The organism is Arthrobacter sp. I3, assembly GCF_000520575.1.
Classification (GTDB): Bacteria; Actinomycetota; Actinomycetes; order Actinomycetales; family Micrococcaceae; genus Arthrobacter; species Arthrobacter humicola_A.
This window is the reverse complement of sequence record NZ_KI914952.1, coordinates 3,289-4,289: the sequence shown is the minus strand read 5'-3', so window position 1 is coordinate 4,289 and position 1,001 is coordinate 3,289. Positions and strand designations below refer to the sequence as shown.

At 65.7% G+C, this 1,001-nt stretch carries 2 protein-coding genes; both read right to left on the bottom strand.

Features of this window, described 5'->3' with window-relative positions; all coding sequences use genetic code 11:
• Positions 1-390: hypothetical protein (locus Y706_RS29415; protein WP_216699149.1), on the bottom strand; the 390-nt coding region annotated here is incomplete at its 3' end.
• Between the two features lie 114 nt (positions 391-504).
• Complete coding sequence (locus Y706_RS26410) at positions 505-891, bottom strand: hypothetical protein (RefSeq protein WP_253906832.1); 387 nt, start codon at positions 889-891, stop codon at positions 505-507.
• Between the last annotated feature and the right edge of the window lie 110 nt (positions 892-1,001).

Below are 1,001 nucleotides of genomic sequence, written 5' to 3'. Positions count from 1 at the left end.
ACGGCGAACATAGAGCCAGGCCGCGACTCCCGCGGTCACCGCAACGGCCGCCACTCCGGCAAACACCCAGGCTTTCCCGGACGCCGTCCGCCGCGACTTAGCCCGGGCGGGTGCCGTGACAACACTCGGTGCAACCCGTTTCAGGCCCTCTTGAACACGGGGAGCCAGAGTTTCCACTCCACCGGCGAGGTCGTCAGCGAGCCGCCGTAGTCCGGTCTGGATCCTCGGAGACGCCGATTCAATCCCGGCATCGAGCCCGGCCACCACTCTTTTCAATGCCGCCTCGACCCCGGGAGTGGCCCACTCCCTCCCCTCGGTGAGCTGAGAGATGAGATTCTCTGAAAGATGGCGGATCTGGTCGGCCTGGTTCTTCGGTGTTGCCGTGCGCATGAGTGCCTCCTCGATGTGGTGGATGCCCATAGCCTACGGCGGTCGGCACCGTAGAAACAGGCCCTCCCGGCCGCAACCACCACGAACGCCGGGGTTCCTTAGTGCGCTCCCTTCCTACAGGAAGGCGGACGACGCCGGGACTTCCCGCACCGCAACGGCCGCCACTCCGGCAAACACCCAGGCTTTCCCGGACGCCGTCCGCCGCGACTTAGCCCGGGCGGGTGCCGTGACAACACTCGGTGCAACCCGTTTCAGGCCCTCTTGAACACGGGGAGCCAGAGTTTCCACTCCACCGGCGAGGTCGTCAGCGAGCCGCCGTAGTCCGGTCTGGATCCTCGGAGACGCCGATTCAATCCCGGCATCGAGCCCGGCCACCACTCTTTTCAATGCCGCCTCGACCCCGGGAGTGGCCCACTCCCTCCCCTCGGTGAGCTGAGAGATGAGATTCTCTGAAAGATGGCGGATCTGGTCGGCCTGGTTCTTCGGTGTTGCCGTGCGCATGAGTGCCTCCTCGATGTGGTGGATGCCCATAGCCTACGGCGGTCGGCACCGTAGAAACAGGCCCTCCCGGCCGCAACCACCACGAACGCCGGGGTTCCTTAGTGCGCTCC